Raw genomic sequence first — 14,108 nt, 5'->3', positions numbered from 1 at the left:
TCCTTAATAGTCCAAACCCAGCTTTTCCATTAGCCTGTCAGGAATTGACTGGTATTCATTTATTATCGATGAAATTGTCCCGAAATCGTAGATCTGATTGTCTAGCATGTGCTCTAGGATTCTTCTTCTATTATCGAGCTCTTTTGCAAGTTTGGAATCATTCCATCCTCTTCGCATTTTGATCTCTTCAAGGGCCTTTGAATCGCCTGTTTTCCTGAAGAAATCACTGGTTGAATCCCATGTAAAAATATCACTTGTCCTGATGTTTCTTGTATGCGGATCAATGTCGGTGATTTCTACAAGTTTGATATTTCTCCTGACTCTTCTCCCCTGCGAATAGGTCTGTGCCTGAATACTCATGATATCAAGTGCCTGTATCATGTTACGTGGGACGCTGATAGGAGGGTTTTCAAGCCTGTGGATTGCTGAAGAAACTGAATCTGCATGCATTGTAGAAAAAGTGGTGTGGCCTGTTGACATTGCCTGGAAAAGTGTAAGGGCTTCGTGACCCCTGACTTCACCCACAAGCAGGTATTCAGGGCGCTGCCTGAGAGCTGCTTTTAGTAAGTCATACATATCAACAGCACCTCTTTCATCCGCTGTGAAAGAGTCTCTCGTAACACCGGGGATCCAGTTTGCATGAGGAAGCTTCAATTCCCTTGTATCTTCCAGGGTAATAATCTTGGCTTTTTCCGGAATGAAAAGGGAAACCGCATTAAGAGATGAGGTCTTACCGGATGCTGTACCTCCGGCATATATCAAGCTCTTGTTATTTTCAATGCAAAGCCAGAGGTAAGCCATTTGTTCGGATGAAAAAGTTCCCCAGTTTATCAGATCAACAGGAGTAATCGGTTTTTCATTGAACTTACGGATGGTAAATGTACTTCCGTGTGTGGTTACGCTGGTTCCCAGTGTCATCTGGATCCTTGATCCATCCGGCATAGTCGCGTCAATCATTGGTTCTGCAATTGAGATATGCTTGCCACTTTTCTGTGCAAGTTGTATTATATATGAATCCAGTTCGTCTTCATCAAACGTGATGTTAGTGGCAATATTCTGGTACTTGTGATGGAAAAGGAAAATGGGCTTATCATGTCCGTTTCCGGAAATATCCTCGATCCCTTCATCATACATCACACAATCAATTTTCCCGAATCTTACAAAATCTCTTTTTATGTAATAGAGAATCTTTGCAAGCATCATTGGAGTTACTTCAATAGCATAATCGCGGACAATTTTCCGGATTTCCAGTTCCAGTATTTCTTCCCTGTCTGAATCTTCGGGTATGTCTTCCACAAGTAAGACATTCCTAAGTCTATCGCGTATTTCTGCCAGGAAGACTTCTTCAAAGTCAGTAAGTTCCGGCTCAACTACGTGGTACTTATAGTCGTTTGTAGTAGGATTGTACAGGATGACAGTAAAACAGTAAGGTTCGTTCAGCCAATATCTTTCCTGTTCTTCATAGTTGTCAACTCCACAAAAAACAGTGATATCTCCGTGTTTTTCCGGTTCATATGCTTCAATTGGCTCACTTTCATTTTCAAACAGGTTTCTTATTTTACCGCCAAAGTCCAGTTTCTTCTTTTTTTCGGTTTCGGGTGCGCATTGGCCGCTTTCCTTTTCCGGACTTACAGGGGCTTGTTCCTCCGCTTTTGAGTCAGGTTTTTCGAGGAGGTCTTCGTTTTTCATTTCCTCAAGTTCCAGATCTCCTGATGTTTGATCAATATTTTTGTCATCGGAAAGTTCAATGTTGTCAATTTTTGATGCTAAAAAATCCGCATCTTTTGTAGTTTCAGGTTCTTCACTTACGCTTATTGTAGGATTAACAGGGCGGCTTTTGAAGAATGGATTTTCTGCCTGGCTTGGTTTGAAAACCTTTGGACCGGATGTTTTGTCCTTGTCCTTTTGGGAAATAATTTTTCTTTTACCGGACTGGGTATCCTTTGTATCATTTCCCTCTTTTTTCTTATCATCATCAGTATGCATTTTCTATCCCCGCAACTTCCTTGTGGATTGCTTCTTGATCTAACCGGATCTCCAGATCTGATATTATCATTATAATTATAATGGTTTTTATAAATTTCCATGATTAAAGATTTTCGGTTTTGTTGTGTTGATTTTTTTCGTCAATAACTCAGTTGCCATTGGCCAAGTTCTATGTGAAAAATGGTTTGTATTTTGGCACTTAAATAAACCATTACATCTACATGTGAAATTTGGTCTTTATGCAAGAATGTGGAAATCTATATATAGTTCCACGTGAAAGATGGTATTATGGAAATGTTTCTGGTTGCGATCCACAAGTTTAGGCGGGTGTAAATATGAGTGATATATACAAATATCTGAAATCTGCGATGACTGGCGATGAAAAAAGTGAAAGCCAGCACGATATGTCAGTATTCATGAAATCTGAAGAGCTGGCAAAGGAATATGAAATTGAATATGATCCGGGCACTTTCATTCCGAATGATTATTCTATGGCAGATTCGGTTTATGAGGCTGCAGTTGAACTTCTGGTATCAACCGGGATTTACTGTATTGACACAAACAAATCTGTCCGGATTGATGAAGAGGATATTACTAAAGCTGCTAATGCCACCGAAACTCTGGAAATAGGTCGTCTCAGGGAAAAAGTGCTTGTTCCCAACAGGTACATGCAGGACTCCGAACCTCCTGTCATAATTGGAGGGCCTATGGGTGGTACTGTCTCAGAAGAAAATTTCCTCGAGGTGCACCTCAGCTCAGCAATGGAACCCATTGTTCAGGGAATTTATGCAGGAGCTATCGAAAAAATGGGTGGCAAGGGCATAAAAGGCAAAACACCTATGGAAATGATGGCGGCGCTGAAGGAGGCGAGACTGGAAAGACTTGCCACCAAGCTTGCAAATAGGGAAGGCATGGCGCTGATGGGCCCGGGTACTCCGACTATCTCCCAGGCATATATGCTAGTATCAACAGATGAGCTGTATTCTCCTTCCGATGTGCAGGAAGTATACCAGCTTGATGAGCTAAAGACTGACTATGAAACATTCTACAAATCGATTTTCCATAAGGAACGAGGTGGCAATTTCCTCTCCGGGCAATGTCCTGTATTCGGAGGGCCGGCGATTGGTTCTCCTGCAGGTCTTGCAATCATTGATGCTGCGGAAGCCATTCAATCAAAGGTTGTTACAGGTGCAAGTGTGCATTTGTCAGGTGCGGTGCACATAAATACGAACTCGTCTTCAACAAAAGAAATTCTCTGGGCCTCAAACCTTTCTTCAATTGCGATTTCCAGAAACTTCCATCACTATATTGGGAGATATTATTGGAATCTTGCCGGGTGCTGCACTGACATGATGTTCTATGAAACAGCTGCCCAGGCAATAGGAGACACTGTCAGTGGAAGGGATGTCCTTGCAGGACCGGTCGGTGCACGGGGTGCTGGTGCGGATCATTCAACAGGACTGGAGTCAAGGTTCATGGGAGAAATGGCTCATCTGGCAACTGAATTATCTGTAGATGAAGCCAATTATGTTATTGGAAAAATCTATTCCAAATATGGAAACATGCTATCTGCCGCACCTCCCGGAAAACCATTCAGCGAATGTTATGTTGTAAACTCAGAGTATGAGATGCATCCAACCGATGAATATATGCAACTATATAAGGAAGTGAGTAATGAAATACATGAATACTGCTCCATTGAGTGAGTAAATTGCAGGCATAAAAGTTGGGATGCAAAGCTGTGTTTTCTGTCGACTCTCTTCCAAAGGAAAAACGGTATGAATTCCAGAATCCCAATTTTTATGCTTTATTCAGGTGTAGAGGTTTCCAATGAACGATATCTTCAAGACAGAATCTATTATCTTCCAGAAAAAGGCAGTTCTTTCCGAACAGTATTTGCCCGACAGTCTGATTGCAAGAGATGGGCAAATAAGAGAGATTGCGGAACTTATAGAGCCTTCTCTTCATCGGGGAGTCCCAAATAACGGATTAATCATGGGACAAAAAGGCACTGGAAAGACAAGCGTTGCAAAGTTTGTAATCAAACAGTTCAATGAGATTGCACCGAAGGATGAAATTGATACAGTATGTATTTTTGTGAATTGTGGTATTGCAAATACCGTAAGTCGCGTGATTCTTGAAATTGTACATCAGGTGAGTCCGGAATTGCAGGTTCCAAAAACCGGTCTTTCAATGAATGAATATTACAATATTCTCTGGGATGCACTTAACGAGAAACAGACTTCTATAATTGTGGTTCTTGATGATTTGGAAATGCTCAAAAACCTTGATATCCTGATGTCATTAAGTCAGGCAGGGGGGAAGATGCATATTGCCAACGATGTTCACATAGGCATTATTGGGATTTCAAATGATGTTTTTTTCACGGAAAAACTGTCTCCGGGCTTGATCCAGTCTGTCAATTACAAAGAGGTAATTTTTCCACCTTACAACGAGGAAGAACTGGCAGAAATATTGAATTCCCGCTCTTCCATCGCCTTCAGGGAAGAAGTAATTGATGAATACGTCATTCCAACATGTATTTTACTTTCCCAGAAAGACGGCTATGCATACAAAGCGATTAAGCTACTGGAAAAAGCCGGGAATATTGCAGAAAGGAAAAATGAAGATTTCGTTAGTGATAAGCATGTTTTTCTTGCAAATGATGAGCTGAAATCCGAAAGTGGAATTGAAACCCTGAAAAAGCTTCCAATACATCAGAAGCTGGTTCTTCTCAGTGTTGTCAGGCTTGCAAAAGTCAGTGATGAAAAAATAACTACCGGGCAGGTTGTTGCAGAGTATCAGGATCTTTGCTCAAAACTGGATCTTAATCCACTTGGAAGAACAAGTGTTTCAAAAATGATTTCCGAATTTGACATGCAGGATATTATTTCCGCTTCCCATAGAAGTCGTGGCAGATATGGGAAAACACGTTTGATCAATGTAAAATGGGATCGGGATCGCATTAAGGAAGCCTTGTATTACGATTACAAGTTGAAGGATTTGTAACAAGCGTCAGGGAAGTGAGCAAGCAAAAATAAGCACAATCTCTGAAAAACCAATTTTCTGATATAAGTGGGTGCCAAAAGGCATCGCAAAAAAAGTATGGAGTTGATATGAATGAGCGTAAGCCTTGGAATTGATGCCGGTGGAACATACACAGATGCCGTAATACTGGACGATGAAAAAAACAGGGTTATTGAAGCAAATAAGGCCCTTACAACGTATCCTGACCCCCTTAAAGGGATCAAAGATGCGCTTGGAGGGCTGTCTGAACAAAATCTCCAAAAGGTGGAAATTGTTTCTGTTTCCACTACATTGGCGACAAATACTGTTTTGGAAGGAACGGGTTTCCCTGTAGGTTTGATCCTTGTAGGGGATTTCAATATTCAGAAGGAATTACCAACGAAGTATTTTGTTCAGGTGAAGGGTGGGCATAATACCAACGGAAGGGAAGCCGAGCCATTAGATATGAGTGCTGTGAAGGCATTCGTTCATTCTGCAAAAAACAACGTTTCCGCTTTTGCAGTATCTTCACTTTTCAGTATCCGAAATCCAGAGCATGAAGAACAGATAAGGGATACAATACGAGACCTTACCGGATTGCCGGTAGTCTGTGCTCATCATTTGTCCCAGGATCTGGGAGCTTTTGAGAGGGCAGTTACAGCAATGTTGAATGCGCAACTCATTCCTGTAACGGAAAAATTCATGCGTTCTGTAGAATCCGAGGTCAAGTCGCGAGGCATTGATGCTTCAATTTTTATGTTGAAGTGTGATGGTTCGGTTATAGGTATCAAGAAAGCTCTTGAAAAACCGATTGAATCTATTTTTTCAGGTCCGGCAGGTAGTCTTGTTGGTGCTTCATTTCTTAGCAATAATGAAACATGCGCTGTTATCGATGTCGGAGGTACAAGTACCGATGTTTCGGTTATTTATGATGGTGTCCCTGAAATTAGTGATGATGGTGCGGTTGTTGGTGGCTGGAAAACCCGTGTAAAAGCACTCAGGATGGAAACTTCTGCAATGGGTGGCGATAGTCACGTCTGGGTAAAGGAGGGCAAAATCCATATTGGTCCAAGACGGGTTATTCCTTTAAGCAGGGCGGCGGATTTGTATCCAGAATTTCTTGATGCATTAAAAGTTAATACACGTCCTTCCAAGGCAATTTTAAACCATAATATCCAGCCAACTTCTTTCTTTATGAAATCAGGCTATGAACCCTTTGACCTCACTCCTCTTGAAACCAGGGTTTATGAAGCAATATCCAATGAACCGACGTCCCTGCGTGAGATTCGGAGGATTCTCAACAGCTACCCTTCTTCCAAGGTTCTTGATTCACTGCTTCAGAAACGTTTGATTCAGACAATAGGTTTTACTCCAACCGATGCCCTGCACGTGCTTGGAGACTATACAGATCACAATGTTGAAGCTGCACAAATTGGTGCTGAATTTCTTGGCATAGTTTCTCGGAAAGACGCAAAGGAATTTGCTTCATCTGTTAAGCAGCAATTTGCCAGAAAAATGGCTTCAAATCTGGTTTCTTTCTTCATGAACGGCGTCCCGGAAGAAGATATCCGCAGGCTTTTTGACATTGAATCTCCGATTAAGTTCAAAGTAGGTGTTCCTGTGGTTCTTATTGGAGGGCCGGTGGTAGCCTATCAGAAAGATCTTGAAGAGATCCTTGATGCTGAAATAATTCTTCCGGAATATTCCTATGTTGGGAATGCTGCGGGAGCAGTAGCCGCAAAAGGTATTCGCAGGGTTGACTTCCTGATAAGGCCCGCAAATCTTGCGACACCGGATTGGGAATTTTTTGTTTTCTCCGAGCATGGAAGAAAAAGCTTCCTCAGTTACCATGAGGCAGTTGATTATGCGGTTAGTTTTGGGGAGACTACGGTGAAGCAATATATGGAAGATGCAGGACTGAATTCAGAGTCTGTTCACATCAATGTTCAGAAAAACGAGCTCCTTGTGGAAGGCATGGTTAATCCACTGGAGACAAAACTCATGGTCCTCGGACAGACTTCGAAAATAAAAGGATAAAAGGTTAGTGAGGGAAGAAGTTGGTTGAATAATATTCACCTTTTCTTCTCATACCTGGCCAGTTCTTCAAGGAATTTGTGTCCTTCATCTGTTTTGGAATATGCTTCCAGAAGTTCCTTAAATTTCATATTAGATTGATCTTTTTCACTCAATTCCCTTTCTTCCAGCCTTGCCAAAAAGTCCGTCAATGCAGTTGAAACCAGATCTGATATTGAAGAAAACCTGTTGGAGTCTACCATTTCTTTGGCTGAATCGTAGAGGTGGGTACTTAATGAAATTGAAGTCTTTATTTTTCCATGTGTTTTCATTGAGAATACAATGGTAGTAGATACTTATAAGACTATTTACTACGTATGGCTGATAATATAATGTTTGATCAAAAGAATTTTTATACAATGTGTACTTATTTAGTATTCTGTATACTACCTGGGTGCATAAATGAGTCAAAACAAACCAACAAGTTTCCGTCTGGCTCCTGTAGATAGGGAGGATCTAGAGTATCTGGTGAGAAAGGGTGTTTTCACAAGCTCAAGTGATGCAGCACGTGCAGCATTAAGAAAGGGAATTGAGCAGATAAAGAGGGAGCGGGGTATCAATGGACAATATGAGTAAAGAAATAAGTGGCAATCCATGCCCAAATTGTGGTGGAACAACCTTTAACATTTTCATTTTTTCTACCGTTTATACCTGTGTGGAATGTGGATGGGTAGGTAACCATTCGTCAGATTCTGTTTTAATTCATTCTGATGCAACAGCTGAGCAAAAAAAAGCCACTCAAAAATTTATGCAACTAAAAGAACTGCATGATCAAAATCCGGACTGGGATCTGGAAAAGTTGTTGGATCATTCTGATGAAGATCCATCGATAGTTGAGAAGTATTGGGAATTAAAATCTACTGTTTCGAAGCTATTCAAATAATAGTACTTTTTGACACCCATTTTTGCTTCATTTAATTTCGGCGGTCTGCTATTACCATTTTTCTCTCTTTTCGCATGAAAAATGTTTAAATCATAGACCAACATGTAGGATACATCCACACTAACAAATTGGCCGAGCGATTCCTATGCCTATAATAACACTGGATTACAACGACCTCGAAGAACTTACCGGAAGTGACAGGGATACAATTATTGATCGTGTCCCCATGATCGGTGCAGACATTGAAAGAAAAGAAGAATCTTCCATTGACATTGAGTTCTTCCCTGACAGGCCCGATCTTTACAGTGTTGAAGGCGTAGCCAGGGCAATGCGTGGTTTCATGGACATTGAACCCGGTCTTCCTGAATACACGACTAAAGAATCAGGTGTTGAAATAACTCTGGATAAGAAAATTGCAGATATTCGTCCGGTGTTAGGCTGTGCAATCGTACGTGGAATCAATTTCACCTCTTCTTCAATCAAATCACTCATGGATCTTCAGGAGTCCCTTCACTGGGGACTTGGAAGGGATCGCAAAAAAGTATCCATAGGTGTTCATGATCTTGCCAATATTAAGCCGCCATTCAGGTATATGGCAGCAGATCCGGAATTCGAGTTTGTGCCACTCGGGTTTACAGAGCCGATGAGCATGCGTGAAATCCTTGAGAAACACCCCAAGGGAGTTCGCTTTGCAAACCTGCTTGAAGGATTTGACTACTACCCGCTTATCAAGGATGCCAATGACAATGTCCTTTCTTTCCCGCCAATCATCAACGGTACTCTGACTATGGTGGAAGAAAGCACAACAGATCTTTTCATTGATGTCACCGGTCTCAGCAAGGAAGTCTATACGGCTCTTAACATTGTGGTTTCCGCTCTTGCTGAGAGAGGCGCCCGGATTGAGACTGTAAAAGTCATCTCTCCTGACGGCAGTACACAGGTTACTCCTGACCTCTCCCCGACTGTTCGTCACCTGACCAGAGACGACATTGAATCCCTTATCGGTGTGGAAATGCCTGTGGACCAAATTGTTGCCTGTCTTGAGAAAATGAGGTTAGGTGCAAAGGATGCCGGGAACGGGAATATTGAGATTCAGGTTCCTTCCTTCAGGGCTGACATACTCCACAGTTATGATTTAATTGAGGATATCGCAATCGGAATTGGTTATGATAATATCGAACCTGTTCCACCCAAAAACGCAGCAGTTGGAGCGGCACATCCACTCTCCCTTCTTGGCACAAGAATGCGTGAGATAATGGTTGGTCTGGGGTATATGGAAGTCATGCCATTCACCCTTACAAGCGAAAGGGTTCATTTTGACTGGATGAGGCGCCCGGAGCAGGAGGGAATCACAAAAGTCCTGAAACCGATTAGCGAGGACCAGACACTTGTGCGTCCTACCATCCTGCCAAACCTGATGGAAATACTGTCATTAAACCAGCACCATGAGCTTCCACAGCGCCTTTTTGAAGTCGGTGAAGTAGTGGAAGATTGCAGAAACCGTGTTCATTTAGCAGCTATTTCCATTCATTCACAGGCAAACTTTGAGGAAGTCAGGGAATTGGTTGATGCCGTGATGAGAGAGAAATGCGTGGAGTATACCACTGCCAAGTCCGATGATCCGGCCTTTATTCCGGGCAGAGCTGCTGATATTTTTGTTGACGGAGTTCAGGTTGGAGTCATGGGTGAATTCCACCCCGAAGTGCTCACCAATTTTGGAATGGGACACGCTACCGTAGGCTTTGAAATGGACATTACTCCAAAATAAGGATAAGAAGGGATAAACGGGCCTGCCGCGATTCGAACACGGGTCAATGGGTGTCTCCGAAACTATTTTTTATAGTTCTCCGAAGCCCATGAGGATATCCGCTACCCTACAGGCCCAGCGGAACTAACTAGACTGCTGTCAGTATTAAAGTTTTCTGTGCAATTTTAAAACTGTAGCTCACGCACCATTCCAGTATTGGAGCATAACCGCAACAAAAAGCAGAAGTACTCCAAAGATATGCCTGAAATGAATTTTGAGATGGCTATCCAGTCCCAGCTTCCTTGTGTACATCAGGCGGGAGCCTATCTGGCTTCCTGCAAGGGCTGCGATACAGAGTGCTGCCAGAAAAGTGATTTCAATATCAATCTCAGCAACATGTGCCAGGAATCCTGAAAGCGAGGAAAACGCAACAACCAGCATTGATGTTGCAGGAGCTTCCTTTGTGCTGTATCCAAGCATCAGGAGCATTGGTACTAAAAAGATCCCTCCACCCAGACCCAGCAGACCTGTTATGATACCGATGAAAAAACCAAGGATGGATCCGAAAAAGATCTTCTTTTTCAGTGGAATTGCATGTACTTCTGTACCTCGATCCTTTGATCGAATTAAGATGATTCCGGCAATTACAAGAGCAAGACTGAACAGTATGAGCAATGTCTTTTCAGGCAGGATGCCGGTAAAATATGCACCTGCGGGAGCGCCTATAACGGCTGCGATTATAATTGGAAATGCCGTGTGGAAATCAGTGGTCTTTTTGTGAATATAAGTAATCGATGCAGAACCCGCTGTTACTACATTGAGCAAAAGAGCCAGGGGAATTGCGACGAGGAGATCCATTCCCAGCAGGTAAAACAGGGGGATATAAATTACTGCACCCCCTACCCCCAGAAGGGCGAAGACTGCTGAGAGGCAGAAAATTATTGGAATAAATTCGAATAGCTCAAGCATTGGCACTTTTCTTCCTTTCAGTCATTGACTGGATGCATGTATTGTTGCTTGAACTGGCCTATGCTCTCAAGCGTTCCGGCAACAGCAATAATGTCCCCGGGCAGGAGTTCATGGGACTCAAACCCTTTAACAATAACATTGTCTCCTGTCTGGATTCCTATCACTCTGCATCCCATTTGCCTTATGAGATCCAGCTCCTTTGGTGTTTTCCTTGCAAGAGCAGAGTTTTCCGGAATCTGGTATTTTTCGATTTCAATACCTTCATACAGGTGAATTTCTTCCTTGAGTTCCTCGCACTCCACATTAATGCAGCTTGCTGTAATTCTTGCAAGCATTTGCCCTGCAACAATTGAAAGGGATGCAACGTAGTCAGCACCTGCTTTGTATATCTTATCAATTGAATCAACGGAATTGGCACGGGCAAAAATATTTGCCAGGGGATTTAGCCCTCTTGCGATTAAGGTTGCAAAAATTACACTGGTATCATTGTTTAAAGTAATAATCACAGTTGAGGCATTTTCAATACCCGCTTCCCTGAGAACTTCTTCATCAGCTGCGTTACCAACGATGTAATTAAAAGAAGCTTTTGAAAATGTTTCTTCGGAAATATCTATGACTACGAAATCTGCCTTTTCTTTCTCAAGTATTCCGATAATATTCTTCCCGACGTCTCCGTAGCCCATGACAATTATGTGTTCAGTTTGCATATTGTCCCTCCACGTGTCATTTGCTTAAGGTAGGAAAGCTGTTCCAGTGTTCCGGTTGCAAGAAGAACGGAATTTTCACGAATAATTTCCGTTGGTTTGATTTCAAAAGTCAGGACGCCGCTTTTACGAAGACCTATAATAGATGCTCCAGTTTCTTCTTCGATTTTGGAAGCTCCGAGACTTTTGCCCAGCAGTTCACTTCCCGGATATATGGGCAGCTCCACAATGCTATACCCATCAAAGAAATTCGTAGCATCTCCCAGATTTCCCGAACAGGGATCAACTGCCTTGTTTCCCAGGAATCTTCCCAGAACGAGTTTCGGGGACACAATCTTATCTGCTCCGGCATATTTGAGGTATTTTACATTCGACATTTCATCGGCAACTGCAATTATGTATACATCTGCAAAGTTTGTTGCAGTGAGGACGATATTTGCGTTTTCCTCATCATTCCCGTTAGCTATCAAAAAACGTGCATTTTCAATGCTTGCATTTTTCAAGACTTCTTCACTTGTTGAAGAACCCAATATACATGGTAATTTCCTTTGTGCAATGCTCTCCACAATTCCCTCATCCTCTTCTACTATAAGGAAATCTACATTTTGCTCTGTTAGCTCTTCTATGAGAGTCTCAACAAGTCGGTTGTATCCGCATATTATTATGTGATCGGCCAGATTCGGAGGCGCTTTCCTCGGCAATTGTGTGTGAAGGGATTTTTCAAACCATGGTGTCACAACGAAAGAAATGAGTATCCCGAATACCATTGTCACGCCTGTAAGCTGTACAATCATTGTGAAAATTTTCCCACCCATTGAAGTGAGCACTATATCCCCATACCCGACAGTTGTAACCGTACTGATGACCCAGTAGGTGGCGTCGACAACATTGACGTATTCTATTTGTCCTTCTCTTGAAGCAAAATAAAGGAAAAGGAGGATATGGATTATGATCACTGAGAGCGCTAAAATGAGGTGCTTTGCAAGCGGTTTTCTTAAAATGGATGGAAGTTCCATTCAGACTCCTCTTCTCAGAAACCATGCACCAGATACGGACCGAATATCATGAAAGCGAATGACATGATAATCAGGATTGTAAATCCAGCTGCTATGGATGATGAAAGACCTTTTGCCTTCTCGGTATCCCTGACAATTCCGCCAATAAATTTCTGCAGGTAATCACGGAACACATGTCCACCATCCAGTGGAACTGCAGGCATGCAGTTGAAAAGTCCTACATAGAAATTCAGCCATCCGATCCAGAGCAAGCTATTCGCAATCCAGAATATTCCTACTCCCAGAGGTTCTGCCCATCCCACAGGCTGGTAAAGCTGCGTAAGTGCTCCTGTAAATCCAGGGAATCCTTCTCCTGCAAAACCTACGATTGGCAATCCGAAAATGATTATCCATCCTGCTATGCCGGTAAGCATTGACGGGATACTTTTGAGAAGTTCCAGGTATTCTTTTGCAGGATATTCACCAACGGTTATTCCAAGGGGCGTTTGCCGGATGCCATCCGGTGCGTAGAAAATTCCCAAGAAACCTTTTTCATTCTCTGGATTTGGATGCGCAGCAAGTGTAATCCTGTAAGACACAGGTTCATCGCTGGTTGTTGTTCTTATCAGAAGTTCAATTTCCTGGCCTGCTGTAGTAGTATTCATGTATGAAACGAAATCATCCGGAGTTTCTGTTGGGTTTCCGTCGATTTCCAGAATTACCATTCCGGCTTCAAGTCCTACTGCTTCTGCGGGTGACTCATCCACAATGTCATTTATGGCAATGCCTGTTTTTATTTCATCAGCGGTTTGAATTACTGTCACTTCATAGGGTTCAACAATCCTGTCCTTTGATGCATAAACAGTTACAATTGAGCCATTTGCAAGTGTATCTGTGTAGGCTATGAGTTCGCTGACGTTGGAGATCTGGACATCGTTAATCCCGGTTATTATCATTCCGCCCTCAATTCCGGCATTTGCTGCAGAGGATCCATTTTGCACGTCCATAACCAGAGCGTTTCCGACAGGTGCAATTGCTCCCATAACAGGGCCAAAAAGAAGTGCAAAAGCAATTAGGGCTACAATAAAGTTGGACATAACTCCTGCAGCAAGAATACGTGCACGTTGTTTTTGCGTAGCTTTAGGATTCACTCTTCCGAGAATATTTCCTTCCTCATCAACTTCCTCTTCTCCGAACAGTTCATCTTCGTCAGGCTCGGCAAATCCGCCGATAGGCACGATTGCAACCAACAGGCCCATTGATTTCACACGGATGTCTTCGGCACGGCAGAGAACTGCATGTGCAAGCTCGTGTACCACAAGGGTAACAACAAGGGCAATTATTCCCCATGTAAGGGGTATGAATTCATTAACTCCCGGTATAAGGAAGATGTTCCTTGCTTCATTAAAGCTACTGGGTTCCGGCATGGAATCTGTAGTAAGGGATGACAGCAGGGCAATATCCGAGACTATCACCACAAGCAACATGGCGAACATTCCCACAAACATGAGGATAATACCCGCATCAGCAAACTTTTTCCAGAAGTTTCGTGGTCTTGCAAGCCAGTTAAGTAATCCCTGTCCCCTGAGGGTCCTGATCATGAGGATAGGGCCATAAGTAGAGATGTTATATTTAGCAAGTATTCCCCTCTTTTCAAGCAGGACTACTATCATCCAGTAAACAAAAAAGACTGCCAGTGCAGTTGTTGTATTTGTCAAGATTACTCTCCGCCGGGTTAGTATATT

12 protein-coding genes and 1 tRNA gene are annotated in these 14,108 nt (G+C 42.6%); 6 read left to right on the top strand and 7 right to left on the bottom strand.

Annotated features, from left to right (window positions below):
• Nucleotides 1–3: 3 nt before the first annotated feature.
• The gene (locus tag J2755_RS03260) at nt 4–1,986 is read right to left on the bottom strand and encodes a type II/IV secretion system ATPase subunit (RefSeq protein WP_209679588.1); all 1,983 of its coding nucleotides are present in this window, start codon (nt 1,984–1,986) and stop codon (nt 4–6) included.
• A gap of 335 nt (nt 1,987–2,321) precedes the next feature.
• On the opposite strand from J2755_RS03260, the gene J2755_RS03255 reads away from it, so the two are divergent.
• The 3 genes from J2755_RS03255 to J2755_RS03245 all read left to right on the top strand — a co-directional run bounded on the left by J2755_RS03255 (nt 2,322) and on the right by J2755_RS03245 (nt 7,029).
• Nucleotides 2,322–3,692: a monomethylamine:corrinoid methyltransferase gene (locus J2755_RS03255; protein WP_209679585.1), complete on the top strand. Its 1,371-nt coding sequence runs from the start codon at nt 2,322–2,324 to the stop codon at nt 3,690–3,692.
• Nucleotides 3,693–3,816: 124 nt separating this feature from the next.
• Nucleotides 3,817–4,995, top strand: a complete 1,179-nt coding sequence (locus tag J2755_RS03250) for a Cdc6/Cdc18 family protein (RefSeq protein WP_209679573.1) — start codon at nt 3,817–3,819, stop codon at nt 4,993–4,995.
• Nucleotides 4,996–5,106: 111 nt separating this feature from the next.
• Nucleotides 5,107–7,029, top strand: coding sequence for a hydantoinase/oxoprolinase N-terminal domain-containing protein (locus tag J2755_RS03245; protein WP_209679571.1), 1,923 nt, complete (start codon nt 5,107–5,109; stop codon nt 7,027–7,029).
• Between the two features lie 35 nt (nt 7,030–7,064).
• Here J2755_RS03245 and J2755_RS03240 read toward each other — a convergent pair whose 3' ends face one another.
• Complete coding sequence (locus J2755_RS03240; RefSeq protein WP_209679569.1) at nt 7,065–7,337, bottom strand: hypothetical protein; 273 nt, start codon at nt 7,335–7,337, stop codon at nt 7,065–7,067.
• A gap of 130 nt (nt 7,338–7,467) precedes the next feature.
• Between J2755_RS03240 and J2755_RS03235 the strand changes: the two genes are divergently transcribed.
• The 3 genes from J2755_RS03235 (at nt 7,468) to pheT (ending at nt 9,716) form a co-directional block, all read left to right on the top strand.
• Nucleotides 7,468–7,641 carry a hypothetical protein gene (locus J2755_RS03235; RefSeq protein ID WP_209679566.1) on the top strand — a complete coding sequence of 58 codons (174 nt, stop codon included), beginning with the start codon at nt 7,468–7,470 and terminating at the stop codon, nt 7,639–7,641.
• Nucleotides 7,634–7,948 carry a hypothetical protein gene (locus J2755_RS03230; protein ID WP_209679563.1) on the top strand — a complete coding sequence of 105 codons (315 nt, stop codon included), beginning with the start codon at nt 7,634–7,636 and terminating at the stop codon, nt 7,946–7,948. The genes J2755_RS03235 and J2755_RS03230 overlap by 8 nt, the downstream gene beginning before the upstream one ends.
• Before the next feature lie 145 nt (nt 7,949–8,093).
• Nucleotides 8,094–9,716 (top strand): phenylalanine--tRNA ligase subunit beta, encoded by a 1,623-nt coding sequence (pheT, locus tag J2755_RS03225; RefSeq protein ID WP_209679560.1) that lies wholly within the window; start codon nt 8,094–8,096, stop codon nt 9,714–9,716.
• Nucleotides 9,717–9,733: 17 nt separating this feature from the next.
• Here pheT and J2755_RS03220 read toward each other — a convergent pair.
• The 5 genes from J2755_RS03220 to J2755_RS03200 all read right to left on the bottom strand — a co-directional run bounded on the left by J2755_RS03220 (nt 9,734) and on the right by J2755_RS03200 (nt 14,081).
• Nucleotides 9,734–9,832 (bottom strand) — tRNA-Arg (locus tag J2755_RS03220).
• Between the two features lie 61 nt (nt 9,833–9,893).
• Nucleotides 9,894–10,664, bottom strand: coding sequence for a sulfite exporter TauE/SafE family protein (locus tag J2755_RS03215; RefSeq protein WP_209679557.1), 771 nt, complete (start codon nt 10,662–10,664; stop codon nt 9,894–9,896).
• Nucleotides 10,665–10,681: 17 nt separating this feature from the next.
• Complete coding sequence (locus tag J2755_RS03210) at nt 10,682–11,371, bottom strand: potassium channel family protein (RefSeq protein WP_209679555.1); 690 nt, start codon at nt 11,369–11,371, stop codon at nt 10,682–10,684.
• Nucleotides 11,353–12,384 carry a potassium channel family protein gene (locus J2755_RS03205; RefSeq protein WP_209679553.1) on the bottom strand — a complete coding sequence of 344 codons (1,032 nt, stop codon included), beginning with the start codon at nt 12,382–12,384 and terminating at the stop codon, nt 11,353–11,355. The genes J2755_RS03210 and J2755_RS03205 overlap by 19 nt, the downstream gene beginning before the upstream one ends.
• Nucleotides 12,385–12,398: 14 nt before the next feature.
• Nucleotides 12,399–14,081, bottom strand: a complete 1,683-nt coding sequence (locus J2755_RS03200) for a site-2 protease family protein (RefSeq protein WP_209679551.1) — start codon at nt 14,079–14,081, stop codon at nt 12,399–12,401.
• Nucleotides 14,082–14,108 lie beyond the last annotated feature (27 nt).

The organism is Methanohalophilus levihalophilus (assembly GCF_017874375.1).
Taxonomy (GTDB): Archaea; Halobacteriota; Methanosarcinia; order Methanosarcinales; family Methanosarcinaceae; genus Methanohalophilus; species Methanohalophilus levihalophilus.
Note: the sequence above shows the minus strand (reverse complement) of the source record. Positions and strands in the feature narration are given on the sequence as shown.